22 protein-coding genes are annotated in these 22,904 nt (G+C 67.8%); 10 read left to right on the top strand and 12 right to left on the bottom strand.

Annotated features, from left to right (window positions below):
* The first annotated feature begins 4 nt into the window (after positions 1–4).
* The 6 genes from DV707_RS08230 (at position 5) to DV707_RS08205 (ending at position 8,006) form a co-directional block, all read left to right on the top strand.
* Positions 5–268, top strand: coding sequence for a lipoyl domain-containing protein (locus DV707_RS08230; protein ID WP_103992093.1), 264 nt, complete (start codon positions 5–7; stop codon positions 266–268).
* 110 nt (positions 269–378) lie between these two features.
* Positions 379–966 carry a thymidine kinase gene (locus DV707_RS08225; protein WP_103992092.1) on the top strand — a complete coding sequence of 196 codons (588 nt, stop codon included), beginning with the start codon at positions 379–381 and terminating at the stop codon, positions 964–966.
* A gap of 10 nt (positions 967–976) precedes the next feature.
* The gene (locus DV707_RS08220; protein ID WP_103992091.1) at positions 977–1,579 is read left to right on the top strand and encodes a YIP1 family protein; all 603 of its coding nucleotides are present in this window, start codon (positions 977–979) and stop codon (positions 1,577–1,579) included.
* A gap of 86 nt (positions 1,580–1,665) precedes the next feature.
* Positions 1,666–3,870, top strand: coding sequence for a DHH family phosphoesterase (locus tag DV707_RS08215; protein WP_103992090.1), 2,205 nt, complete (start codon positions 1,666–1,668; stop codon positions 3,868–3,870).
* Positions 3,871–4,001: 131 nt separating this feature from the next.
* Positions 4,002–5,699, top strand: a complete 1,698-nt coding sequence (locus DV707_RS08210) for a tRNA uridine(34) 5-carboxymethylaminomethyl modification radical SAM/GNAT enzyme Elp3 (protein WP_103992089.1) — start codon at positions 4,002–4,004, stop codon at positions 5,697–5,699.
* Positions 5,700–6,035: 336 nt separating this feature from the next.
* Positions 6,036–8,006, top strand: coding sequence for an SLC13 family permease (locus tag DV707_RS08205; RefSeq protein ID WP_394337410.1), 1,971 nt, complete (start codon positions 6,036–6,038; stop codon positions 8,004–8,006).
* A gap of 23 nt (positions 8,007–8,029) precedes the next feature.
* Here DV707_RS08205 and DV707_RS08200 read toward each other — a convergent pair whose 3' ends face one another.
* The 7 genes from DV707_RS08200 to folP all read right to left on the bottom strand — a co-directional run bounded on the left by DV707_RS08200 (position 8,030) and on the right by folP (position 14,606).
* On the bottom strand, positions 8,030–8,500 hold the full coding sequence (locus tag DV707_RS08200; RefSeq protein WP_200820914.1) for a GNAT family N-acetyltransferase: 471 nt from the start codon (positions 8,498–8,500) through the stop codon (positions 8,030–8,032).
* Positions 8,501–8,755: 255 nt separating this feature from the next.
* Positions 8,756–8,950, bottom strand: coding sequence for a cold-shock protein (locus DV707_RS08195; protein ID WP_049984818.1), 195 nt, complete (start codon positions 8,948–8,950; stop codon positions 8,756–8,758).
* 113 nt (positions 8,951–9,063) lie between these two features.
* Entirely contained in the window at positions 9,064–9,849 is a 786-nt protein-coding gene (locus tag DV707_RS08190) for a hypothetical protein (RefSeq protein WP_103992087.1), read from the bottom strand.
* A gap of 127 nt (positions 9,850–9,976) precedes the next feature.
* A complete protein-coding gene (sod, locus tag DV707_RS08185; RefSeq protein WP_103992086.1) occupies positions 9,977–10,576 on the bottom strand; it encodes a superoxide dismutase in 600 nt (199 codons plus the stop codon).
* Positions 10,577–10,717: 141 nt separating this feature from the next.
* A complete protein-coding gene (locus tag DV707_RS08180) occupies positions 10,718–12,187 on the bottom strand; it encodes a cryptochrome/photolyase family protein (RefSeq protein WP_103992085.1) in 1,470 nt (489 codons plus the stop codon).
* A 140-nt stretch (positions 12,188–12,327) separates the two neighbouring features.
* Positions 12,328–13,023 (bottom strand): 6-hydroxymethylpterin diphosphokinase MptE-like protein, encoded by a 696-nt coding sequence (locus tag DV707_RS08175; protein ID WP_103992084.1) that lies wholly within the window; start codon positions 13,021–13,023, stop codon positions 12,328–12,330.
* A 314-nt stretch (positions 13,024–13,337) separates the two neighbouring features.
* Complete coding sequence (folP, locus tag DV707_RS08170) at positions 13,338–14,606, bottom strand: dihydropteroate synthase (protein WP_103992083.1); 1,269 nt, start codon at positions 14,604–14,606, stop codon at positions 13,338–13,340.
* Between the two features lie 378 nt (positions 14,607–14,984).
* Between folP and DV707_RS08165 the strand changes: the two genes are divergently transcribed.
* Entirely contained in the window at positions 14,985–15,290 is a 306-nt protein-coding gene (locus DV707_RS08165) for a DUF5827 family protein (RefSeq protein WP_103992082.1), read from the top strand.
* A gap of 27 nt (positions 15,291–15,317) precedes the next feature.
* Here the strand turns inward: DV707_RS08165 and DV707_RS08160 are convergent, their stop codons facing one another.
* The gene (locus DV707_RS08160; RefSeq protein ID WP_103992081.1) at positions 15,318–16,601 is read right to left on the bottom strand and encodes an HAD family hydrolase; all 1,284 of its coding nucleotides are present in this window, start codon (positions 16,599–16,601) and stop codon (positions 15,318–15,320) included.
* Positions 16,602–16,699: 98 nt separating this feature from the next.
* Here DV707_RS08160 and DV707_RS08155 point away from each other — a divergent pair, with 98 nt between their 5' ends.
* Complete coding sequence (locus tag DV707_RS08155; protein WP_103992080.1) at positions 16,700–17,155, top strand: DUF5799 family protein; 456 nt, start codon at positions 16,700–16,702, stop codon at positions 17,153–17,155.
* A 73-nt stretch (positions 17,156–17,228) separates the two neighbouring features.
* Positions 17,229–18,752 (top strand): RtcB family protein, encoded by a 1,524-nt coding sequence (locus DV707_RS08150; protein ID WP_103992079.1) that lies wholly within the window; start codon positions 17,229–17,231, stop codon positions 18,750–18,752.
* Between the two features lie 258 nt (positions 18,753–19,010).
* On the opposite strand, the gene DV707_RS08145 is transcribed toward DV707_RS08150, so the two are convergent.
* Both DV707_RS08145 and DV707_RS08140 read right to left on the bottom strand, forming a co-directional pair.
* Positions 19,011–19,247 carry a DUF7385 family protein gene (locus tag DV707_RS08145; RefSeq protein ID WP_103992078.1) on the bottom strand — a complete coding sequence of 79 codons (237 nt, stop codon included), beginning with the start codon at positions 19,245–19,247 and terminating at the stop codon, positions 19,011–19,013.
* Positions 19,248–19,325: 78 nt separating this feature from the next.
* Positions 19,326–20,039 carry a DUF7117 family protein gene (locus DV707_RS08140; protein ID WP_103992077.1) on the bottom strand — a complete coding sequence of 238 codons (714 nt, stop codon included), beginning with the start codon at positions 20,037–20,039 and terminating at the stop codon, positions 19,326–19,328.
* Positions 20,040–20,551: 512 nt separating this feature from the next.
* Between DV707_RS08140 and DV707_RS08135 the strand changes: the two genes are divergently transcribed.
* Positions 20,552–20,848: a PadR family transcriptional regulator gene (locus DV707_RS08135; RefSeq protein WP_103992076.1), complete on the top strand. Its 297-nt coding sequence runs from the start codon at positions 20,552–20,554 to the stop codon at positions 20,846–20,848.
* Between the two features lie 12 nt (positions 20,849–20,860).
* Here DV707_RS08135 and DV707_RS08130 read toward each other — a convergent pair whose 3' ends face one another.
* Together DV707_RS08130 and DV707_RS08125 are read right to left on the bottom strand one after the other, a co-directional pair.
* Positions 20,861–22,183: an AI-2E family transporter gene (locus tag DV707_RS08130; RefSeq protein WP_103992075.1), complete on the bottom strand. Its 1,323-nt coding sequence runs from the start codon at positions 22,181–22,183 to the stop codon at positions 20,861–20,863.
* A 111-nt stretch (positions 22,184–22,294) separates the two neighbouring features.
* Positions 22,295–22,867 carry a hypothetical protein gene (locus DV707_RS08125; protein WP_136361829.1) on the bottom strand — a complete coding sequence of 191 codons (573 nt, stop codon included), beginning with the start codon at positions 22,865–22,867 and terminating at the stop codon, positions 22,295–22,297.
* Positions 22,868–22,904 lie beyond the last annotated feature (37 nt).

Genomic DNA, 22,904 nt, shown 5'->3' with positions numbered 1-22,904 from the left:
GCCGATGAGCGGAAGCGACGACCGCGTTCCGGTGACGGCCGACGAGTGGGCCGACGAGGCCGACAGCGACGAGGGGGTCGTCGTCAACTGGTTCGTCCGCGAGGGCGCGACGGTCGAAGAGGGAGAGAGCGTCTGCGAGATCCAGATCGAGAAGGTCAGCGTCGACGTGCTCGCGCCGGTCGCCGGGACGCTCGCGGAGATCGTCAAAGGGGAGGACGACGAGTTCGAGCGCGGCGACACGCTCGCGTGGATCACCCCGAGCGGGTAAGACCGGGACCGGCTGATCGGCTTTTCGACGACGGTTCCGCTCTTGGACGGCGGGGTCTCGCCACCGCGGAATGGACAACGGTTTGTGCGTCGACCGCGCTCGAACGTCGTATGCACGCCATCACGAACAGCGGCTGGATCGAGGTCGTCACCGGGTCGATGTTCTCGGGGAAGACCGAGGAGGTCCTCCGCCGCCTCCGGCGCGCGGAGATCGCCGGGCAGGAGGTCGCCGCGTTCAAACCGGCGGTCGACGACCGCTACGGGGAGACGACCGTCGGGTCGCACGTCGGTCGACAGTGGAACGCCGCCGTCGTGCCCAGCGAGGGCGAGGGGATCTGGGAGATCCGCGAGCGTCTCAACGGCGAGGACGTCGTCGCCGTCGACGAGGCGAACTTCTTCGGTCCGGGGCTGGTCGACGTCTGTCAGCGCCTCGCCGACGACGGCCGCCGCGTCATCGTCTCGGGGATCGATCAGACCTACAGGGGCGAGCCGTTCGAGCCGCTCCCGCAACTGATGGCCGTCGCGGAGTACGTCGACAAACTGCAGGCGATCTGCTCGCAGTGCGGCGAGCCGGCGACGCGGAACCAGCGGCTCGTCGAGGGCGAACCCGCCCACGTGGACGAGCCGACCATCGTCGTCGGCGCCGAGGAGTCCTACGAGGCGCGGTGCCGGAACTGTCATACGCTTCGCCGCGAGTAATTCAGACACCGTGACCACCTGGGTCGAGAACCCCGAAGGCGGCCGCGAGCGCGGACCGCGCGGACTCCTGCGGGCGTGGATCGAGGTCCTCGTCCGCCCGCGGCAGTTCTTTCGGAACGGCGTCGCGCCGGGCGATCAGGCTCCGGGGCTGGTCTTCGCCGTCGCCGTCGCCGTCGCGTACGCCGTCGGGCTGTTCGCGTTCGTCCCGGAGCGGATCCCCGCGCTGGCCGGCGGCGAAACCGTCTCGGCCGCGATCGCGCTCGCGGCCGTGGCGCTCGTCGTCGCGCCCGCGGCGCTGCACCTGACGGCCGCGCTCCAGGCGATCATCCTGATACTCACCGTCCGTGACCGAGCGGGCGTGAGCGAGACGGTCCAGGTCGTCGCCTACGCCACGGCTCCGTGCGTCGCCGCCGGACTCCCGGTTCCGTCGTTGCGTCTCGTCTGTACGCTGTACGGGGCCGCGCTGCTCGTCGTCGGCCTGCGGGAGGTACACGACACCACCACCGCCCGCGCCATCGCCGCGGGTGCGATCCCCGCGACGCTGCTCTTCGGGTCGGCGTTCGGCGGCCTCGACGCGGGGGAGGCCGTTCTCCAGGCGGCCGGACTGATCTGAGGGTCCGAAGACGCCGTGCGACGGATGCGCACCCGGTGCGCGGGAATTCGACAATCGTTTTAGGCGCGACACATTGTACTCTGTCAATGGATTGGATTACGCACGACGAGGACGTCTGGTTCGATTTCCGGGGAGATTCCCCAAAGCAGCTCACGCCGGGACGGTACTACAAGGGCACCGTCGATGGATTCGCGGATTTCGGCGTCTTCGTCGATCTCGCGCCCGGGGTCACCGGGCTTCTGCACCGTAGCGAACTCGACCGTCGCCTCGAGAGCCTCGATTGGGAGTCCGGCGACACCGTCTTCGTCCAGGTGAAGAACGTCCGAAGCAACGGCAACATCGACCTCGGCTGGTCGATCCGACAGTCGGAGTCGGAGTTCCGCGGGGCGCGCGTTCACGACCCCGACGGCGACGACGACGGCGAAGAGATCGACAACGGCTCGGCGGACGACGGACCCACGCCCGTCAAGAAGACGCCGAAGGGCGTCTCGACGAAGTCGCGCGTCGGCAACGGCACCGACTCCACCGGTGACTCCGGACAGTCGGCTTCCGCGACCGACGGAGCCGAAGCCGAGCAGTCGGACGACGGAGCGTCCGCTGCTACCGACGAGACGTCCGATGTCGGCGCCGACGAAGCGTCCGCTGCCGCCGACGCGGCGTCCGACGACGGGGACGCCGCTGTGAGCGAGGAGGCGAACGAGAGCGACTTCGAGTTCGACGAGGCCGGAGCTGGCGACGAGACCGAGGCCGGCGACGAAGCCGAAGACGACGCCGACGCGACGGCGGACACCGAAGCGCCCGAGCGCGTCACGGTCGACTCCCTCGGTGACCGCGTCGGCGAACTCGTCCGGATCGAGGGCGAAATCGTCGGCGCGCGTCAGACCGGCGGCCCGACCATCTTCGAGGTCCGCGACGAGACCGCCGTCGTCGACTGCGCGGCGTTCGTCGAGGCCGGCGTCCGCGCGTACCCCGAGGTCGACGAGGGCGACCTCGTCCGACTCGACGGCGAGGTCGAACTCCGACGCGGCGAACTGCAGGTCGAGACCGAGGAGCTGACCGTGCTCGCCGACGAGGAAGCTGACACGGTCGAGGAGCGTCTCGAAGACGCGCTCTCGGAGAAGGCCCGCCCCGAGACCGTCGAGCCGCTCGCCGACGACGGGGCGGTCGCGGCCGTCACCGACCAGCTCGCCGACGCCGCGGAGGCGATCCGGACCGCCGTCCTCCAGTCGCGTCCGATCGTCGTCCGCCACGCCGCCACCGCCGACGGCTACGTCGCCGGTGCGGCCATCGAGCGCGCGGTGCTGCCGCTCATCCGCGAGGAGCACGCCCGCGCCGACGCCGAGTACCACTTCTTCACCCGGCGACCGCTCGACGACCCCGTCTACGGGATGGACGCCGCGACCAACGACGTGACGCGGATGCTGCAGGACAGCGAGCGCCACGACGAGAAACTGCCGCTCGTGGTCCTCGTCGGCGTCGGCGGCACCACCGACTCCCTCGACGGCCTCGGCCTCCTGGGCGTCTACGGGGCCTCTCGGGTCGTCGTCGACGCCGAGGCGGTCGACACCGAAGTCGTCGACGAGGCGAGCGTCCTCGTCTCGCCGAGCCTCACCGACGTCGACGCTGCTTCCCTCTCGACGGGCGCACTCGGTGCCAACCTGGCGGCCGCGGTCAACGCCGACGCGAGCGACGACCTCGCCCACCTGCCCGCCGTGAGCTACTGGCAGGACACGCCGCAGGCGTACGCCGACCTCGCGAGCGAGGCCGGCTACGACGCCGACCGGACGCGGGAACTCCGGCAGGCCGTCGCACTGGAGGCGTACTACCAGTCGTATCAGGACAAGCGCGAACTCATCACCGACCTCTTGTTCGAGGACGACGGCGGCCTCGCCGGCCACGTCTCCGAGCAGTTCCGGATCAAGCTCGACGACGAGGTCGAGACCGCCGAAGCGAACCTCGAGACGCGCGAGGTAGACGGCGCCTCCGTCGCCGTCCTCGACGCCGACTCCTACAGTCACCGCTTCGACTTCCCGCCGACGTCGCTGCTGGCTGACGCGCTGCACCGCCGAGCCGACGACGACCGAGCCGCGACGGTCGTCTACTCCACGGACGAACTGTTCGTCCGCGCCGAGGGCGTCGACGTCCGCACCGCCGCCGCGGACGCTCGCGAGGCCGTCCCTGAAGGAGGGATCACGGCCGTCGGCATCCGACAGAACCGCGTGGAGTTCCTCTCCGGCGCGCGGGAGGACGTCGTCGACGCCGTCGCGGCGGCCGTCGTCGACCAGCTCTGAGGTCGGGCAGTCGTCGACCGCGGTTCTTTTTGTTGCGTCCGACCGCCCGGAGCGACACGCTTAACCCCGAAACGGGACGAGAAGCTGGTAATGAACCGCCCCTCGCCGCGACCGGAGGAGGTGATCCACCGGTGAGCACCGACGCCGAGCCGGATTCGGGAGCGGACGCCGAGTCGGATCCGGACCCCGCCGAGACGGAGGCGTTCCGACGCACCTGCGAGGACCTCGTCGGGCGGATCCTCGACGGCGACGTCGGCCGCGACGACCTAGAGTCGGCGAAGCTCGACGCCTGTTCGACGCACTCCTCGCCGAAGGTCCCGAAGAACGCGGAGATCCTCCGGCACGCCCCGCAGGGCCGCCGCGAGGAGGTCAAAGAGGTCGTCCAGCGAAAGCCCGTTCGGACCGCCTCGGGCGTCTCACCGGTCGCGATAATGACGTCGCCGCACATGTGTCCGCACGGGAAGTGCCTCTACTGTCCCGGCGGGCCCGCCTCGGAGTTCGACTCCGCGCAGTCGTACACGGGCCACGAACCGGCCGCGGCTCGCGGCGAACAGAACGACTACGACCCCTACGGCCAGGTGACGCTCCGCCTCGAACAGCTGCGGCACATCGGCCACCCCGTCGACAAGGTCGAACTCATCCTGATGGGCGGGACGATGACCGCGCGCAGTCACGACTACCAGGAGTGGTTCGTCAAGCGCGCGCTGGAGGCGCTGAACGACTACGACCTCGATAGCGAACCCGAACCGGCGGAGGATCAGTCGTTCAAACCCGATCCCGAGGAGACCGAGTTCCGCTACGTCGAGGACGTGATCGCCGAGAACGAGACGGCGGAGATTCGAAACATCGGGACGACGTTCGAGACGAAGCCCGACTGGTGCGACCCCGAACAGATCGATCGGATGCTCGATCTGGGGGCGACGAAGGTCGAGGTGGGCGTCCAGACGACCTACGAGCGGATAAACCGAGAGATGCACCGCGGTCACGGGGTGCAGGCCTCGATCGACGCGAACCGCCGGCTCCGCGATTCGGGGTTCAAGGTCGGCTTCCATATGATGCCGGGGCAGCCGGGGATGACCAAGGAAATGATCCTCGAGGACTTCCGGCAGCTGTTCGAGCGCGAGGAGTACCGCCCCGACTACCTCAAGATCTACCCCACGCTCGTCGTCCGCGGGACGCGCGTCTACGACCAGTGGCGCCGCGACGAATTCGAGCCCCTCGGGAACGAGGAGGCCGCAGAGATCGTGAGCGAGGTGATGGGGATGATCCCCGAGTACACGCGGCTGCAGCGCGTCCAGCGGGACATCCCCGCGGACTTCATCGACGCGGGCGTCTGGAAGTCGAACCTCCGACAGCTCGCCGCACAGCGCGCCGAGGAGAAGGGAATCGAGATCCGGGACATCCGCGCCCGCGAGGCCGGGATGAACGAGGCCGACCCGGACCCCGAGCGCGTCGAGTTGAACGCGACGACCTACGACGTCGCCGGCGGCACCGAGCACTTCCTGGCGTTCGAGGACCCCGTCGAGGACCTGCTGGTTGGGTTCTGTCGACTCCGGTTCCCGAACGATCCAGTCCGTCGGGAACTGGCGGACGCCGCGATCGTCCGCGAGCTCCACGTCTACGGGAGCGAGGCCGGCATCGGCAGCGGCGAGGGCGAGTGGCAGCACAGGGGCTACGGTCGACGGCTGATCCGCCGGGCCGAGGAACTCGCCGCCGACGCGGGCTACGGGAAGCTCGCGATCATCTCCGGCATCGGCGCGCGCGAGTACTACCGGCAGAAGCTCGGCTACCACCAGGACGGGCCGTACGTCTCGAAGCGACTGACCTGATTCTGGCGAACAGTCGGCACCCGCAGGCGGGGGCGTCGACGTCGGTGTCGATCCCGACCACGACGTCCCCGACCTCGTCCCGCGCCGACGTGCCGAGCAACCGCGGCCCGACGCGGGGTGAGTCTCACGTCACGGCGACGGTGGCCGCGTCATCGGTAATAAACCCGAGGGGGTCAGTCCCCGTCTTCCCACCGCCGCTAGCACTATACGGAGAGGGGGCGGAACCGTACTACTATGTCGATGTCGTCGGAACGGTACGTAACTCCCGTGGTTCCGAACATCGGAGGCGGACTATCGCTGTCGCACTCCGCGCTTCTCCAACAGCGTTTCGCAGAACTGCCCGTCTCCGTCGACGTGCTCGTCGTGCTTGCGGTGGTCGCCGCCGCCCTCGTCCTGTTCGTGTGGCAACCAGTCTCGATCGACACCACGGCGATCGCGCTGATGGTCGCGCTCATCCTCCTCGGGCCGTGGACCGGCGTCTCCCCGGAGGAGGGCGTATCCGGGTTCTCGAATCCTGCGACGCTCACCGTACTCGCGATGTTCGTCCTCAGCGAGGGAGTTCGACAGACCGGAGTCATCCAGATACTCACCCGCAAGATGGAGTCGTTCGCGGGCGACAGCGAATCGCGACAGCTGCTCGCCACGGTCGGACTGTCCGGGCCAACGGCGGGCTTCGTCAACAACACCCCGATCGTGGCGGTGTTGATCCCCGCGGTCACGAACCTCGCGCAGAAGACCGGGACGTCGCCCTCGAAGTTACTCATCCCGCTCTCGTTCGCCTCGATGCTGGGCGGCATGCTCACCGTCATCGGGACGTCGACGAACCTGCTCGCCAGCGACATCTGGGCGCAGATCGGCGGCCCGGGCGCGGAGCCGTTCTCGCTGTTCGAGTTCACGCAACTGGGCGTCGTCGTTCTCGCGGTCGGTATCGTCTACCTCCTGACTCTCGGTCGGTACTTGGTCCCCGCGCGAATCTCCCCGAAGGGGACCTCGACGGACCGGTTCGGGATGGCGGACTACCTGACCGACGTCGTCGTCCGCGAGAATTCCGAACTCGTCGGGTCACAGGTCCGAGAGGTCAGAGGCGGGGACCTCGATCTCGACGTGTTCCAGATCGTCCGCGAGGGTCGCACCGTGGTCCGCGGCCTCCCGAGCGAGCGGATCAGAGCCGGCGACATCCTCTCGGTGAGAGCGAGCCAGGAAACCCTCGAACAGATCATCGAGGACGACTCCCTCCAACTGCTTCCGGAACTCGTCGACGCCGCGGGCGAATACAGCGAGCAACTTCCCGAGGGGTTCTCACCGACCCGTCACGCGTGGCACCCGACCGCGAGCGACGCGGACGCGGCGGCGATGGAAGCCACGGGCGAAGGGGAGCCGGGAGACGAGACCGAGAGGAGAGAGGCGTCGACCGACGGGGCCAAGGAGGAGGGGGCGTCGACGGAGAGAGAACGAGAAACCTCGCTCACGGAGGTCGTGTTGCTCCCGCGGCGGTGGTCGATGGGTCGCAGCGGCGTCGCCGGATTCGAACGGGAGTACGACGCGACCGTACTCGCCGTCCGTCGGGGGAACGAGGTCATCCGACAGCGACTCCGGGACGTCGATCTGCAGGCGGGCGACGTGCTGTTGGTTCAGACGAACGAGGACGTTCTCGATCGGCTCCGGACCGACACGCACGTCATCGTCTCCAGCGACGGCCGCTGGGAGCAGTTCGACCGTCGACAGATCCCGGTCGCACTCGGCATCGTCGCGGGCGTCGTGGGGCTGGCCGCCCTCGAGTACCTCCCGATTATGGTGAGCGCGCTCACCGGCGTCGTCGCGATGCTCTTCTCGGGCGTCCTCAGACCGGAAGAAGCCTACGAGGCGGTCGACTGGGACGTCATCTTCCTGATCGCAGGGGTCATCCCCCTCGGAATCGCCTTCGAGGCCTCCGGGACCGCTGATCTGATCGCGACGGCCATCGTCGCCGTGAGCGCCGTCCTCCCGCCGGTTGCGATGCTCGCGACGTTCTATCTCGGGACCGCGCTCGTCACCGAGATGGTGAGCAACAACGCCAGCGTCGTGTTGATGCTCCCGATCGCCGTCGAAGTCGCAAACCGGCTCGGGGTCGAGGCCTTTTCGTTCGCGCTCGCGGTGACGTTCGCCGCCAGCACGCCGCTTCTCAGTCCCGTCGGTTACCAGACGAACCTGATGGTCTACGGTCCGGGCGGGTACAAGTTCACCGACTTCGCGCGCGTCGGTGCGCCGCTCCAACTGATCCTGACGGTCGTCACGACGGGCGGGATCGTGTTCTTCTGGGGACTGTGATCGGAACGCGGTCGAGAACTCCCTCACAGGCGCTTCGCCATCTTGACGTGCGGTATCCCGGCTTCCTCGAACTTGTCGCCGTACGCCTCGTAGCCGAGCGTCTCGTAGAACCCGCGGACGGGAGTCTGCGCGTGGAGTTCGAGCCGATCGAACCCCTCCTCGCGAGCGTGAGACTCCACGGCGTTCATCACGCGCCGACCCCAGTCTTCGCCGCGTCTGTCGGCGGCGACGACGACGCGTTCGACCTTGCCCGTCGCTGATTCGTCGGCGTCGCCCGCGTTCGGACCGCGCCCCGGGTCCCTGTCTACGGCCCGGAACCGCGCCGCGCCGACGACGTCGCCGTCGTCGTAGGCGACGAAGTGGGTCGCGTCCGCCCCGGGTTCGTCGTGCTCGTCCCACTCGACGTCCTCGTCGACGCCCTGTTCGTCGACGAAGACCTCCCGGCGGATCGAGAACGCGTCCCGGCGTTCGGCGTCCGTCGAGACGACGAACACGCCGGTTCGGGCCTCCCGCTCCCGTGCGTCTCGGTCGCGGGGGTCGTCGCCGCGCTCGTCCGTGTCGCGCTCGGCAGTCACGGGCGGTCGAACGTCGGCCGTACAACTGAGCGTTTCGGACTCTCTCCCCGATACGACCGGTCGAGAACTCACTCCGAGTTGCGGACCAAGGGCTCGTCGGCGTCGAAATCACCCGAGTGAACTCGGGAAAATTGTGTTCCGTCTACCGCCGTCGTGAGACGGCTGAAGCCGGTGTTAGTTACGGACGAGGTTCGTCGCGCGCGGTCCCTTGGGGGACGATTCGATCTCGAAGTCGACGTCCTGCCCCTCTTCGAGGTCCGGACCGCCGACGTCCTCCATGTGGAAGAACACGTCGTCGTCAGAGTCGTCAGTCGAAATGAAACCGTAGCCGCCAGTGTCGTTGAAGAAGTCAACCTTACCGTTTGCCATTGCAAACAAACGTAAACCCCGTCGAGGGATAAGGCTTGTGAGGGTCGCGGTACCACGACCGTCGGATCGTCGGACGGGGCGCTGTAGCCGGGAGACGCGCGGGGTGAAGACCGCTACAGCCCTTCGGTTCCGACGCCGCGTTCCGTGGTGCCGGCGGTTTCGGAGCCGGAGAACCCGCCGTCGCCGGCGTCGCGGACCTGGAGATACGCCGCGGCCATAATGCCGTAGAGGACGACGAAGAGCAGGCTACTGAGCGTGTTGGTGACCACTTCCGCGACGAGCGGGGAACTCACCAGGTCGAACAGAGCGCCGACGGCGCCGACGACCCCGCCGATGACGCCGGCGAGGATCACGACGACGGCGAGCTTCAGTCGGTTCCCGCGGGAGAGTCCCCAACTGTGCTTGAGCGCGTCGACGACGCCGCGGTCCTCGACGCCGACCTCGAAGATGAAAAACAGGAAGCAGACGGCGAGGAAGATCCCCGGGAGAAAGAGCATAGCCATCCCGATCGAGACGGAGATCCCGACGACGATGCCGCCGACGAGCATCGAGAGCGTGGCGCGTCCGAGACGTCGGGTGAACAGTGTCGCGGGGACGGTCGAGAGTTCGTCCATCGGTCGGGTGAGCGCCCGCGACAGCCCGACGAAGTACATAGAGGAAAGGACGAACGCGAGCAGAAAGAGGAGCGCGCCGACCGTCCCCGAGACGGGGAGCGTCAGCCCGAGCATCCCCTGCAGTTGCTCCGAGGCTTCGGGCGGGACGAACCCGAGCACCGCCGTGTTGATCGAGGTCTGAACGAGGAACTGGATGGCGAGCAGCGCCGCGAACAGCGCGCCGCCGGTTCGGGTGAGAACCCGTCTGATGCCGTCGCTGAACGTCCGGCCGAGTTGGAGGGCCATACCCCTCTCCTGTCCGCCGGGGGGCATAAGCATACCCAAGACTCACATCCAGATTTCAGCCACGGCTCCGGGGTGCGACCGTCAAAAAAATCCGGGGTGTACGACGCGCGTCGCCGCGTACCGTCGCTTACTCGAAGAGTTCGACAGCCTGCTCGTAGCGGGCGCTGGGCTCCTCCCAGTCGACGACCTCGAAGAAGTTCTCGACGAAGTCGCCGCGGGCCGGACCGTAGTCGTGGTAGTAGGAGTGCTCCCAGACGTCCAGCGCGAGCACCGGGTGGCTGCCCCAGAGCGCGCCCTGGTCGTGCTTGTCGACGACCACGTTGCGCAGCTGGTTCGAGAACGAGTCGTAGACGAGGAGCGCCCAGCCGCCTGCGGCGGACGCCGCGGCCTCGAACTCGCCCTTCCAGGCCTCGTAGGAGCCGAAGTCCTCCTCGATTCGGTCCGCGAGCGCGCCGGTCGGCTCGTCGCCGCCCTCCGGCGACATCGAGTTCCAGAAGAGGTCGTGGAGGATGTGACCGCTACCGTTGTGGGTCACGTTCCGGATCGCGCCGGCCGAAGAGGAGAAGTCGCCCGCCTCGCGGTTCTCTTCGAGCGTCTCCTCGGCCGCGTTCCAGCCGTTCACGTAGCCCTGGTGGTGCGTGTCGTGATGCCACGTGAGGACCTGTTCGGAGATGTGCGGTTCGAGGGCGTCGTAGTCGTACGGAAGGGGATCGAGTTCGTAGCTCATATGTTGAACCTCCATTCCACTACACGGTCGGATTCCTGTTAAACGTTAAGAGAGGTGTGGTAACACGGTACGTTCGACCGGGCGCGAAACCGTGGGTGGTTACCGCACCTTTTGTGAGGACCGCGACTGTCCCGATCGCCGTCACTCCTCCCCTCGGGCGGCCTCGAACATCGCGAGCGCAGCCTCCCGCCGCTCGCCGTGATCGACGATCGGTTCGGGGTAGTCCCCGGCCGTTCGCGCGCGCTGCGTCGGCGACAGTTCGTGCCACCCGTGGATGAGTTCGGGGTCGACGTCGCGGAGTTCCGGCACGTACTTTTTGATGTACTCGGCGTCGGGGTCGTAGCGCTCGCCCTGGGTCATCGGGTTGAAGATGCGGAAGTACGGTTGGGCGTCCGTCCCCGTCGAGGCCGCCCACTGCCAGCCGCCGTTGTCGTTGGCGGTGTCGTGATCGGCCAGGAACTCCCTGAAGTGGTCGTAGCCCTCCCGCCAGTCGACCCGGAGGTCCTTCGTGAGAAACGAGGCGACGATCATCCGGACGCGGTTGTGTATGTACGCCTCCGCTTTCAGCTGCCGCATCCCCGCGTCGACGATCGGATAGCCGGTTTCGCCGCGTTTCCACGCGTCCAACTCGTCGGGGTCGTTCCGCCACTCGATGTCGTTCTCGTACTCCCGGAAGTTCTCTGAGACGACCCCCGGATTGAAAAAGAGCACGTGCGTGTAGAACTCCCGCCAGGCGAGTTGCGACTGGAACTCCTCGACCGACTCGGCCTCCTCGGCCGCGGCGCGCTCTCTCGCGTCGGCGGTCGCCGCGTACACCTCACGAATCCCGATCGTGCCGAACTTCAGGTCCGTCGAGAGGCGGGAGACGCCGTCGCGGGTCGGATAGTCCCGGTCCTCGTCGTAACGGTAGATCCCGTCCGCGCAGAACGTTTCGAGCCGGTCGCGGGCCGCGTCGGTTCCAGCCCTCTGCACATCGGCTTCGGGTTCCTCGAACCCCAGTCCCGTGATGCTCGGCAGATCGCCGCCGTCGACGGCAGCGAGCGCGTCGGCGTCGGGCGCCGGAAGCGGGTCGGGCTTCTCTCTGTCCCGCCACTTCTTCCAGAAGTACGTGTACACCGAGTAGTGCTCGCCGTCGTTGGTCGTGATCGACCCGGGTTCGTGGAAGATCGCGTCGTGGAACGACGCCCGGTCGACGTCGACCTCGTCGAGTGCCCGGCGCACCCCGGCGTCGCGCTCGCGGGCGAGTCCCGAGTAATCCCGGTTCCAGACGACCCGCTCGGCGTCGTACTCGGCGGCCAGTTCCGGGAGGACCTCGACGGGATCGCCGCGGGCGACGACGAGGTCCGAGCCGCGCTCGCGGTACCACGCGCGCAGTTCCGCGAGCGCGTCGAGCAGATACCGCACGCGGGCGTCGCCGGCGTGTTCGAGGACGGCGTCGTCGAAGACGAACAGGGGAACGACGGGCCCCAGGTCCTCGACGGGGGTCGGCTCGCCGCTCTGCTCTTCCCCTTCGGGGGCGCCGGGATCGTCCGGAGGCGCCCCGCCGGCCGCGACCGCCAGCGCCCGGTTGTCCGCCGGCCGGAGGTCCCGCCGGTGCCAGTGGATCTGCATACCGGGGGGAGGGACGCCCCCGCCGTCAACGTGTCGGCAGATCGGGTCGGGACGACGTCGTACTGAGTACCCTCGTCTCTTCCCGCCGAGCGCCGACAACGGGGGTGACGCTCGGCAGTGAAGAGTGAGCGTGATCAGTGTCAGTCCTCGGACGGGTCGAGCGGGATCGGATCGATCCCACCGCGCCGGCCGTCCAGAACCGAAAACCGCTCGCCGCGACGCCGTTCGAGGTAGTGGAGCAGTCGCTCGGCCCACCGGAGTTTCTTCGCCTTCGCCGGGTCGACGGTCGGATCGTCGAAGTCCCAGCCGACGAATCGGAGTTCCGCGGCGCCGAGCGCGTCGGCGATGAACGCCGCCCTGTCGCCGTCGGTGAAGCCGCCGAAGTTGTAGACGGCGTCGACGGGGGCGGCCTGCGTCGTCGCGAGCACGTGCGCCGTCTCCAGCCGCGGGAGCCACTCTTCGACCAGCGGGACGTTGTCGCCGTGGGCGTGCGCCGCCACCGGCGTCCCCTCGCGGGTCAACTCCCGGGCCGTCTCGGGGTTCTTGTCGAGGTCGGTCACCATCAGGTCCACGTCGTGGCCGGCGTCGCGAACGACGTCCGCGGCCGTCGAGGCGGCGAACGTCCGGTCGGCGTCGGCGACGCGGTTGACCTCCTCGGAGACGGACGGCGCGGCCCCGACGACGGCGACTGCGTCGCCCGTACAGTCGAGACGGTCGAAGTCGAACGGCTCCGCGTAGGCGGCGACGACGTCGCGGGCGCGCTCGTCGCCGTCTCTGGGGTAGCCGAAGTCACGGAGGATCGATTCGTAGATCGGGTTCCAGCGTTCGAAGTTCATGGGATGGCGTATGGGGAGTCCGCTCGTTCGGTCGCACGCGGCCGTTCGATCGGGCGAGTACTCGATCGCAACCGTTCCGATAGCTGTCGCTCACGGTCGTGACGGCGTGAGCCGGAATGGCACCAAGTACCCCTACCCGCGTGCCCTTCCGGCTTCCAGTTGTCCGGTTTCAATCGATCTGTCATAAGCTTTCCCGTGTTGAATCGAATCCGACAGTGGATAGGCGGTGTCTGACGCGGGAAATCGATACATCCGTCCGAGAGTCGGGGTGGGAGACGTCGCTACACGTCGGAATCGGAAGGGGTCCGAGCCGCTCAGCAGTCGACGGACGCCGCGATCATCCCGAGCGCGTCGGAGAGAGCCTCGGAACCGGCCCCGTCACCGACCGCCGTTTCGAGTCCCGCGAGTCCTCTCGGGGTCCCGAAGAGGAGGACGCGGCGCCCCGCGTGGGGTTCGCCGCCGTCGGCGGAAGCGACCCGTTCGGTGGCCGACCCGTCCGCGACGACGGTCACGCCGGTCTCCGCCGCCGCGGCCGAGAGGGCGCCGACGGCCGGATCCGAGAGCTCGGAGAGTTCGACGACGCGAACGACGGCGTCGCCGGCGACCGACTCCTCGGCGCCGAGGCGGTCGAGGTGTCGTTCGGCCTCCCGCGTCGTCGTCACGTCGAGTTCCTCGACGGACACGTCGCCGGCGTCGCGGCCGTCGGTCGTCCCCCGGAGTCGAGAGCGGGCGAACTCGTGGCCGACGTACGCGGCGTCCCTGGTCTCTTCGACGTCGTGGGTCCGAATCACGTGTGCGCCGCGCTCGACCGCCATCGACGTCGCCGCCAGCGAGACCGGCAGCGCCTCCTCGGTCGAGCGGCCGGTCACCTCCCGGAGGAAGTTCTTCCGGTTGATCGAGACGAGGATCGGGTACCCCAACCCCCGAAACTCTCGGAGCCGCCGGAACGTCTCCCGGTCGTCTTCGGTCGTCTTCTCCTCGGACCACCCGCCGAAGGCCGGGTCGAGGAGCGTCTTGTCGGTGAAGCCGTTCAGCGAGAGCGCGTCGTAGACGTCGTCCGCGTAGCCGCGGCCACGCTCCCGTTCGGCGGCGCTCCGCGCCGCCCAGTCCACGGACTCGACCGCGCCGGGGCGGGTGAGATCCGGCGGCGAGGCCATCTTCGCGACCGCGACGTCGTGGTCCTCGCAGACGCGCGGCATCTCCGGGTCGGCGAACCCGCAGATGTCGTTGACCATGTCGAACCCCCGCGAGAGCGCCTCCTCTGCGACCTCGTGGTACCGCGTCTCGATCGAGAAGACGGCGTCGCCGGAGACGCTTTCGAGCGTCTCGACCGCCGTGTCGAGCCGGTCGAGTTCCTCCTCGGCGGAGAGGACCTCGAAGCGCTTGTTCGCCGATTCCAGGCCGACGTCGACGATGTCCGCGCCCTGGTCGATGAGTTCCCGATCGACGTAGGCGGCGGCCTCCCCCGGGTCGTCGAAGACGCTCGGGTCGTAGGGCGACTCCTTCGAGACGTTCAGGACTCCCATGATCCGCGGCGGATGCTCGTCGCCGATCTCCAGTCCGGCGGCGTCCACAGTTCGCATACCCGATCCAGGGAGGGCGGACACATATACTGACTGGCAGCGGACGGACGGCGGGGACAGTCGTCGGGGGCGGTCGTGGGATCGAGGGCGTCCGCTGGCGAGTCCTCAGGGCGACCTCGACCGTCGCGACGACGCGGTCGTCGACGGCCGGATCCGACGAGATTCCCGCGATCCGGGCGGGACATTCGGTCCCGCTGGAAGCCGGCGCTGCGCGCCGGCGATCAAGCGAGTGGGAAGTCGTCGGGTAAGTGAGGTCGAAGGCAGGGCGGACCCGACGGAATTCCCGCGAGTGAAACGAGTGGGAAGTCGTCGGGGAAGTGAGGCCGAAGGCCGAACGGACCCGACGGAACTTTTCCGTCCCGCCGACGAGAGGGGAGTATGCCCCGACCGAAGGACGCGTTCGAGACGCTGTACCCCTACCGGTTGTACGACCCCGACGAGGTTCTCGACCCAGAGCTGATGTACACCGTTCCGGAGATCGCGCGGCTCCTCCAGGGCCTCGACCCCGACGTTGAACTCGACGCCGACACCGAAGAGCGGGTCGTTGCCTGGACGATCCCCTGGTTGATGGTGCACGCCGACGAGCTGGTGATCAACGATCCGGTCGGGGACGAACCCGGCTACTTCGGGGTCGAGGCCGCGGACGACGAGGCCGAAACGATCCCTGACGACGCAGATACGTAGACGGTCCCCGAGCGGGCGGCGTCGACCTCACCACTCCGAGAGCTGGTTCAACACGGACACGGTCCGCAGGATCGAGCCGGCGTCGCCGGGTTCGTACACCAGTTCGTCGGTCGACCGCACGTGTTCGAGGACCGACTCCGAGGCGTGCCGCGGCGCCGCCGCGAGGCCGGCGTCGGCCTCCTCGGCCCACTCCATCACCCGGAGGTCGGACTTGCTGTCGCCCATCACCAGCACGAACGGGTCCTCGATTTCTAGGACGTCCAGCGCCTCGTCGACGCCCGTCGGCTTGTCCAGGTCCAGCGAGCCGATCTCGGCGGCGTCGGCGTGGTAGTATCCGACGTCGATCCGGTCGAACCGCTCGCGGATCGGCTCCGGGACGACTTCGACGTCGCAGTCAGGGGTCGCGTCCTCGGCGGCGAGCACGTCGGCGATCTCCGGGTCGGCGTCGGCGTAGTACGCCCGCGCCCAACCCGTCGGGCGATCGCGCCCGTCGCCGTCGACGTCGCGGACTTCGATCCCCACGTCGTCGACGCCCTCGACGGTCTCGGCGACGGCGCGGCCGAGCAGGTCGATGAGGTACACGAGCCCCCGGTCGATGACCTCCGCGGCGGCGTCGCTGCCGACGTCGAAGTTCGGCTTGAGCGTGACGTTGAACTCGTTGCCCTGGAGGTGCAGCGAGCGGCGCAGCTCCCCCGGCGCGGCGGTGAGCACGCGCGAGCGGACCAGCGAGAAGACCTCCTGGATCTCCTCGTCGAGCGTCTCGTACAGCAGCCGCTTCGTGTCCGACCCGTGTCCGGGCGTGAACACGCCCGTCCCCGCCTCGTAGACGATGCTGAACGATCCGGAGTGAACCAGCTCGGTTCCGAGGCCCTGGATCATGAATCCCTTCACGTTCTCGAGGGTCTGTCCGGTGCAGATCACGATCGGGACCCCGGTCTCGTGCAGTTGCGTCAGGAGGTGCAGCGTCTCTCGCGGGATCTCGTTGTCCGTCTGCCCGGCCGACCGCAGCGTCTCGTCGACGTCGAGCACGAGCGCGTTCACCGAGCGACCGTACTTCGAGTGGAGGTCGAGGGCGGTGAACGTCTGCTCGCGGGTCGCGCGGGCGGCGATGTTCGCGAGGGTTTCACCCGCGGCGAACGACTGGGCGATGTCGCCCTTCCGGTCGGCCAGTTCGTCGCTCGCGTCCTCCCAGTACTCGAGTGCGACCCGGGAGTCGACGGGAGGAAAGAGATCGACGAAGTTCTGGAGATCCCGCAGCGTGTCCGTCTCGTACTCCTCGTAGAGCGTATAGAGGAGGTCGTACCGATCCATACGTACTCCCTGATCTCCGTCGATAAAAACGCGTTCCTCGACGGTCCAGACGGACCGTGAGGGAAACGCTCAAACCGACGACTGACCTACGGGAGCGTATGTCAGACTGGACCGACAGCATCGTCGGGGATCGGATGGCTGTCGATCGGGAGTTCACCGACCGCGTCGAGAACTCGGAGTTCTCGAGTCAGGAGTGGGGACTCATTATGACCGCGACCGAGTTGGACATCGAGTACGCCGACGATCCCGAGCAGGCGCGGATCGTCGCCGACACCGAGAAGCTCCCGCAGATTATGCCGGAGCTGGACAACATCCAATCGCAGATGGCGCAGATGGGCGGTGCGCCCGGAGACGACAGTTCCGGCGGATCGTCGGGCGGCGTCGTCGATCAAATCAAGGGTGCGCTCGGGCTCGGAAACGGGACGAGCGGGGGATCGGACCGAGAGCGCATCGCCGCGGCCGAACGGTTGACCCAGGAGTACGCCGACGCGCTGCAGACGCATCTGGAGTCGAAGAACAAGTGGGAGCAGGTCCGGATCGCCTACCAGGAGTAGCGGGCCGCTCCGCCGCCCTTCGGAGGCGGTCACGAAGGGAACGCTTTCCTCGCGGGGCGTCGTCTATGGAGATATGAGCGATCACGACGACCCCGAGGTCCTCGAGTACAACGGCGTCCGCCTCGAACGGGTCCGCGAGCACGTCTGGGAGATCCCCCGCGAAGGCGGAATGAACGTCCCCGCACGAGTGCTCGCGAGCGAGGCGCTGCTCGAACAGATCGGCGACGACAAGACCCTCCAGCAGCTCCGGAACGCGACGCACCTCCCGGGGATCGCAGACCGCGCGATCTGTATGCCCGACGGCCACCAGGGCTACGGGTTCCCCGTCGGCGGCGTCGGCGCGACGGACGTCGAGACCGGCTGCATCTCGCCGGGCGCGATCGGCTACGACATCAACTGCGGCGTCAGGATGATGCGGACGAACCTGACCTACGACGACGTCGTCGGTCACGAGGAGGAACTCGTCGACGCGCTCTTCGCGAACGTGCCGTCGGGACTCGGCGGCGGCGGCATCGTCGAGTCCGACCGCGACACGCTCGAATCGATCCTGAACCGGGGCGTCGACTGGGCGCTCGAACACGGCTACGCCGTCGAGGACGACCTCGCCCACTGCGAGGACGAGGGGATGCGTCCCGACGCCGACCCCGACGCGGTCTCTCAGAAGGCCAAGGACCGCGGGAAGAACCAGGTCGGGAGCCTCGGCTCCGGGAACCACTTCCTGGAGGTGCAGCGCGTCACCGACATCTTCCGACCGGAGGTCGCGACGGAGTTCGGACTCGAAGCCGATCAGATCGTCGTGCTGATCCACTGCGGGTCCCGCGGCCTCGGTCACCAGATCTGCACGGACTACCTCCGAGAGATCGAACGGGAACACGGCGACCTCCTCGCGGAGCTGCCCGACAAGGAACTGGCGGCCGCGCCGGCGGGCTCGCAGTTGGCCGAGGAGTACTACGGCGCGATGTGCGCGGCGATCAACTTCGCGTGGGTGAACCGACAGCTCATCATGCACCGGACCCGGCGCGTCTTCGAGCGCGTCTTCGAGCGGGACTGGGAGTCGATGGAGATGGAACTGCTCTACGACGTCGCGCACAACATCGGGAAGAAGGAAGTCCACGAGGTCGGCGTCGACGCCGACGGGCGTCCCGCGGCTCCCGACGAAGCAGTGGATCGAGCGGAGCGAGAGCTCTACGTCCACCGGAAGGGAGCGACGCGCGCCTTCCCGGCCGGCCGACCGGAGCTACCGGCCGCCTACCGCGACGTGGGACAGCCGATCATCATCCCCGGCAGCATGGGGGCGGGCTCGTACGTCCTCCGCGGCGGCGAGGAGTCGATGGCGGTGTCCTTCGGCTCGACGGCGCACGGCGCGGGACGGACGATGAGTCGGACGCAGGCGAAGAACGAGTACTGGGGCGAGACGGTCCAGGAGGAACTCCGCGACCAGGAGCAGATCTACGTGAAGGCCCAATCGGGCGCGACGGTCGCCGAGGAGGCCCCGGGCGTCTACAAGAGCGTCGACGAGGTCGTCCGCGTCTCCGACGAATTAGGGATCGGCGACAAGGTCGCCCGGACGTTCCCCGTCTGCAACATCAAGGGCTGAGTTCGGGGTGTCGGTCCCGGCGAGACGGCGACGTCGCTGACGACGGGGGCGAACAGGCGGCGCATCTTCCAGTCGCCGCGACGGCGCGCCGCGCACCGCCGTGACCGTCGCGGCCCGAGTTCAGGTCACGCGCGGTGTGGTCCCGTCATCGCATAAGAAGGCTCGGCGCACTCGCGGTTCGTTTCGGGTTCTCCGGGTTGGTACGGTCCCTCCGGAAGTCGCGGCTGTCCATCGATTCGCTGGAAACCTGGCGGGGCCTCAGCGGTCGTGTGTACACACCACGAGCCGGTCCTCCTCGCGAGAGACGCAGAGTCGCGCCGTTTCCGAAAGGTCGAACGAGTGTGATCGGCGCTCGGTGAGCAGGACTCGTGAGAACGGATCTCCACAGGCGGGACACTCGACCCCGTCTCGGTTCTCATACAGCGTCACGTCGCCGTCGGATCGGAGGAGCTTCATCCGGTGTCTGACGGCGTGTTGATCGAACTGATCGCCCATCGACGAACACGTGGATCGGCACCGGACAAAGAGATTGCCGTCGGCCTGCGGCCCGGTCGGAGGCCGTTCCGACCCTCGTCACCCGAGCCGGGAGAGTCGGTCGCGCGCAGTCGAGAGCGCGGCTTCGTCGTCCTCGGTCAAGTACGCGACGAGTTCCCGCGACGCGGTGACGAGCGCCTCGGAGGATTCGACCGGGACGTCACCGTGTACCGCCTCGACGCGCGTGACGTGGGTGTCTATCGTCTCGCGGACCCGGCTGGCGGCCGGATCCGGGTTGTCGTCAAGCCACGTGCCGAGGTCCGAGCAGAACTCCGAGAGCACCGACGCGTACGCCAGCCCGCGCGCGTCGGTCATCGGATCGGGGACCGCCGACGGGGCCGGACGCTCGCCGTCGTCGGCGCCGCGGAGCAACCCCAGGACGTACAGGCGCGTCGCCTCGTCGGGATCGCGCGTTCGCTCGAAAACGTCCACGGCGTGAAGCAGTTCCGCGGCCGCCAGGACCGTGTCGTCGACCGTCAGCAGCTCCCCACCGCGGACGAACCCCCGCTGTCGGACGTAGTCCCGCAGCGTCGTCTTCAACTCGTCGGCGACGTCGTCGATGTCGGTGTGCTCGCCGAGCGCGGCGCGGTGCTCGGAGAGATCGAGTTCGACGGCGCTGTCGGTGTGTCGCTCCCGTTCACCCACGCCGACGCTCCGCAGGCTCCCGCAGTCCGGACAGGTGACGCTCCCCGTCTCGTAGTACGACCACTCCCGGCCGCAGTCCTTGCAGCGGCGGCGACCACGGATGCGCATACGCTCATCTATCCACCCAGAGAGAAAAGCGCGTCGCGACGGGAGGGAGCGCTCGGAGACGGGGGCTCGTCGCAGCCGATATATTTATGTACAGCAGTCGGTAAGGATCAAGTGACGCTTCGCTTTGGAGGGCCGAAGCGTCAGCGGGGACCAATTCAGGGCGGCAAGCATCCGCGTTTTTCACGCGGCTTGCTTCCTTTTCGCGTACTAACGAACCCGGGAGTGACACGACCATCGAGAGGGCGTATTCGCCCGTCCTTCCGCGGACTCGGGGCGTCGCCGGGGCGGGGCTGACCGTGTTTTTCCGAGCGCGTCCGGCGGTCCTGTCCCCCGAATTTTGTATTCGTATAGACATATTCGTATACTGACTGCGAAGACGTAAAATGATAGATATGTATGTCGAGCCTTCATTGGTACTCCGTCGCTGCTCACCACGTTACCGGGTATTCAGCCCACAACAGAGGTCGACATGTTTATTTTGGAGAACACTAATATACGAGTAGAATAAGCAGATGTACGACCTGACAGGATTTCAGCGCGACTTGCTGTACGTGATCGCCGGCCTCGACGAACCGCACGGTCTCGCGATCAAAGAGGAACTCGAGGAGTACTACGAGAAGGAGATTCACCACGGCCGGCTCTACCCGAATCTGGACACGCTGGTCGAGAAGGGCCTCGTCGACAAGGGACAGCGCGACCGTCGCACGAACTACTACACGCTCACCCGTCGCGGCCGCCGCGAGATCGCCGCGCGGAAGGACTGGGAGAGCACGTACATCAACGTCTCCTTCGACGGCATCGACGACTGATCGAACCGGTTTCTAGGAGCGTTCGGAGAGGTCGACACCGAACTCGAACCCGCTAGCGGCCGCCTCGCGTTGCGTTCCGCCGTCCGTCTCGGTGCCGCCACTCGGCGATCTGCCCTCCGTCGCCGAACGTTCGTCTCGATTCGACGCCGTTTCGCCGTCTTCCGGCCCCGGAACGGGCTCGTCGACGGCGACCTCTGAGTCCGCTGGACTCACTCCGATAGGATCTACGGCGGAGTCCACGCCCGGATCGACCGCGTAGGGGACGAGCGACTCGCGGGCGATCAACACCGGGAGCACGTGCCGCGCGAAGTTCACCACGAGCACGAGGATGATCGGCCCCAGGAAGATCCCGTACCAGCCGAACAGCAGCGGCCCGAGCGTGTACGCGATCATCACCGCTCCGACGTGGAGGTTGCGTCCGGAGATGTACGGCCTGAGCACGAGGTCCGGGATGGTGTCGACGACGACGAACGACACGGCGGCGAAGACCGCCGTGAACCACAGCGTCGTCGGGTCCGCGAGGTAGGAGGTGGCGGCGAGATAGAGGGTCACGGGGACGTAGACCAGCTTCATTCCGACGACCGGAACGAGGCTCGCGACGCCGGCGAGAAGCCCGACGAGCGCCGCGGCGGGGATCGCCACGCCTGGCGGTGCGATTATGTTCAAGAGCGTGTAGGCGATGACGCCGATCGTCCCGGTGAGGACCGCGTTGAGGATGTTCCCGAAGAAGATCTTCGTCAGATCGCGGTCGACGGCCCCGAGGAACGCCTCCAGGACGCCCTTGTCGTCGGCGACGCGGGCGCGCGCCCACCGCGAGAGCTTTCGGTCGTCTCGGAGCAGGTAGAACGCCAAGGCGATCATCGCGAACAGGTGAACGAGCCCGATTCCGAGGAAGGCGACGACGTTGCCCGCGGAACCGATCGACGAGAACAGCTGCTGGATCCGCGGCACGGTGATCGCGTCGAGCTCGAACTCGAGCGCCTGTTCGACGTCGGTCAGCCTCGCGAGTTGCTCCGCGGAGATCGGGTACTGCGAGAGGTCGAACAGCCCCTCGTTGGTCAGCCGGATGAGTTCGCTGACCGCGATCGCACCGGTGTAGGAGACGAGCGCGAGCGCGGGCAACGCCAGGAGGAAAAGCGAGACCGCCGCGGCCAGACTGGGCGGTCGGATCCGCGTCTTGATCCGGCGGTAGATCGGCCGCGTCGAGTAGTAGAGAAAGAGCCCGAAGACGAAGGTGCCGACGAAGGAGTAGACCACGTACGAGAGCGCCGCTCCGAGCGCGAGGCCGACCGCCCACCACGAGAGCCGAGAGCGACCCATCCCGAGAACGGACATACCGAACGAGGGACCGCGACGGGACAAAAAGCTACCGCGCAGACCCGAATCGGCGCCTCGACCGGCGCGCTGCGCGTTCGACGCTGGCTGCGTTGGCGAGGCGGATACCCGCTACACCGACGAGGCGGGAGTTCCCTCCGGTGTCGTCGGGGCATCCTCGCCCGATTCTGAGGCGACGTCGCAGGCGAGAGCCGTCGAGACGACGCGGGCTCTGACGCTGCCGTCCGGTCGAACGGCGACGTGGGTCGCCGAGTCGTTGCAGTCGACGAAGTCCCGTCGGACGCCCAGCCTCCGGTCAGTCCCGTCGGGCGGGTCCACGCGGAGCACGTAGTCGGCACGGCGGAACACGTCGATCCGGAGGGATCCGTACGCGGGGAACGTCGGTGCCACGTCGAGCGGCGCCTCGTCGGTCTCCGGTCGGCGGAGCCGGACGCCGATGTCGCGACTGTCGGCGTCGTCGTTCCAGATGACCACTCGGTGGTGGGCCGCGTCGGCGGGCTCACCGACGCGCCGACTGTCGAAGGGGTCGCCGGCGTCGAACTCGATGAGCCCGCCGTCGCCGGTGGTGGGAAGCGGCTCGGGCGTTCGCGTTTCCGATCCGCCGCTCGACGGGAGGGTCGCGCAACCGCTCAGGGGGCGAGCGTGAGGGCGGCAGCCGAGAGGAAACGGCGGCGACGCATTCACGCTAGGTTCGAAAGCGGACACTAAACCGGTTGGGAAA

Origin of the sequence: Halobellus limi, from assembly GCF_004799685.1 — an archaeon.
Lineage (GTDB): Archaea > Halobacteriota > Halobacteria > Halobacteriales > Haloferacaceae > Haloquadratum > Haloquadratum limi.
The sequence above is the reverse complement of the archived record's forward strand: the minus strand, read 5'-3'. Positions and strand labels throughout refer to the sequence as shown.

Bases quoted from the DNA above. Each gene is read 5' to 3' on its own strand.
- DV707_RS08230 (WP_103992093.1), top strand. From the start codon at position 5: ATGAGCGGAAGCGACGACCGCGTTCCGGTGACGGCCGACGAGTGGGCC.
- DV707_RS08225 (WP_103992092.1), top strand. From the start codon at position 379: ATGCACGCCATCACGAACAGCGGCTGGATCGAGGTCGTCACCGGGTCG.
- DV707_RS08215 (WP_103992090.1), top strand. From the start codon at position 1,666: ATGGATTGGATTACGCACGACGAGGACGTCTGGTTCGATTTCCGGGGA.
- DV707_RS08195 (WP_049984818.1), bottom strand. From the start codon at position 8,950: ATGGCAAACGGTAAGGTTGACTTCTTCAACGACACTGGCGGCTACGGT.
- DV707_RS08190 (WP_103992087.1), bottom strand. From the start codon at position 9,849: ATGGCCCTCCAACTCGGCCGGACGTTCAGCGACGGCATCAGACGGGTT.
- sod (WP_103992086.1), bottom strand. From the start codon at position 10,576: ATGAGCTACGAACTCGATCCCCTTCCGTACGACTACGACGCCCTCGAA.
- DV707_RS08180 (WP_103992085.1), bottom strand. From the start codon at position 12,187: ATGCAGATCCACTGGCACCGGCGGGACCTCCGGCCGGCGGACAACCGG.
- DV707_RS08175 (WP_103992084.1), bottom strand. From the start codon at position 13,023: ATGAACTTCGAACGCTGGAACCCGATCTACGAATCGATCCTCCGTGAC.
- folP (WP_103992083.1), bottom strand. From the start codon at position 14,606: ATGCGAACTGTGGACGCCGCCGGACTGGAGATCGGCGACGAGCATCCG.
- DV707_RS08165 (WP_103992082.1), top strand. From the start codon at position 14,985: ATGCCCCGACCGAAGGACGCGTTCGAGACGCTGTACCCCTACCGGTTG.
- DV707_RS08160 (WP_103992081.1), bottom strand. From the start codon at position 16,601: ATGGATCGGTACGACCTCCTCTATACGCTCTACGAGGAGTACGAGACG.
- DV707_RS08155 (WP_103992080.1), top strand. From the start codon at position 16,700: ATGTCAGACTGGACCGACAGCATCGTCGGGGATCGGATGGCTGTCGAT.
- DV707_RS08150 (WP_103992079.1), top strand. From the start codon at position 17,229: ATGAGCGATCACGACGACCCCGAGGTCCTCGAGTACAACGGCGTCCGC.
- DV707_RS08145 (WP_103992078.1), bottom strand. From the start codon at position 19,247: ATGGGCGATCAGTTCGATCAACACGCCGTCAGACACCGGATGAAGCTC.
- DV707_RS08140 (WP_103992077.1), bottom strand. From the start codon at position 20,039: ATGCGCATCCGTGGTCGCCGCCGCTGCAAGGACTGCGGCCGGGAGTGG.
- DV707_RS08135 (WP_103992076.1), top strand. From the start codon at position 20,552: ATGTACGACCTGACAGGATTTCAGCGCGACTTGCTGTACGTGATCGCC.
- DV707_RS08130 (WP_103992075.1), bottom strand. From the start codon at position 22,183: ATGTCCGTTCTCGGGATGGGTCGCTCTCGGCTCTCGTGGTGGGCGGTC.